Here is a 761-nt window from a genome sequence, read left to right as displayed (position 1 = left end):
TAAAGAGCTGAAACTCTGAATAAGTGGCGGAGTGGACGGGACTCGAACCCGCGACCCCCGGCGTGACAGGCCGGTATTCTAACCAACTGAACTACCACTCTGCGTTGGACTACTTGTCGTCGCTGACAAGTCGTTCATAACACTTTTGTCTTCACTTTTGAAAAGTGAAAATAAATTTAAAGCCTGGCGATGTCCTACTCTCACATGGGGAAGCCCCACACTACCATCGGCGCTATTGTGTTTCACTTCTGAGTTCGGCATGGAATCAGGTGGGTCCACAATGCTATGGTCGCCAAGCGAATTTTGCTTTTACTTTCAGATTTTTAAAAACTGAAGGCAAAATAATCTGGAAAGCTTATTAAAAGTCTTGTCTCTTCAAACTCATTCAAGCGTTTGTATTTTTGAGTCCATCAAAACCCCTTGGGTGTTGTATGGTTAAGCCTCACGGGCAATTAGTACAGGTTAGCTCAACGCCTCACAGCGCTTACACACCCTGCCTATCAACGTTCTAGTCTTGAACAACCCTTTAGGACACTTAAAGTGTCAGGGAAAACTCATCTCAGGGCTCGCTTCCCGCTTAGATGCTTTCAGCGGTTATCGATTCCGAACTTAGCTACCGGGCAATGCCATTGGCATGACAACCCGAACACCAGAGGTTCGTCCACTCCGGTCCTCTCGTACTAGGAGCAGCTCCCTTCAATTTTCCAACGCCCACGGCAGATAGGGACCGAACTGTCTCACGACGTTCTAAACCCAGCTCG

General features: G+C 47.8%; 2 rRNA genes. Both read right to left on the bottom strand.

Annotation, left to right across the window (positions count from 1 at the left end):
* Positions 1-181 precede the first annotated feature (181 nt).
* Positions 182-297, bottom strand: a 5S ribosomal RNA gene (rrf, locus tag A3712_RS19580).
* A gap of 134 nt (positions 298-431) precedes the next feature.
* Positions 432-761, bottom strand: a 23S ribosomal RNA gene (locus A3712_RS19575); the annotation flags it as partial.

Origin of the sequence: Vibrio sp. HI00D65, assembly GCF_001635455.1 — a bacterium.
Classification (GTDB): domain Bacteria; phylum Pseudomonadota; class Gammaproteobacteria; order Enterobacterales; family Vibrionaceae; genus Vibrio.
Note: the sequence above shows the minus strand (reverse complement) of the source record. Positions and strands in the feature narration are given on the sequence as shown.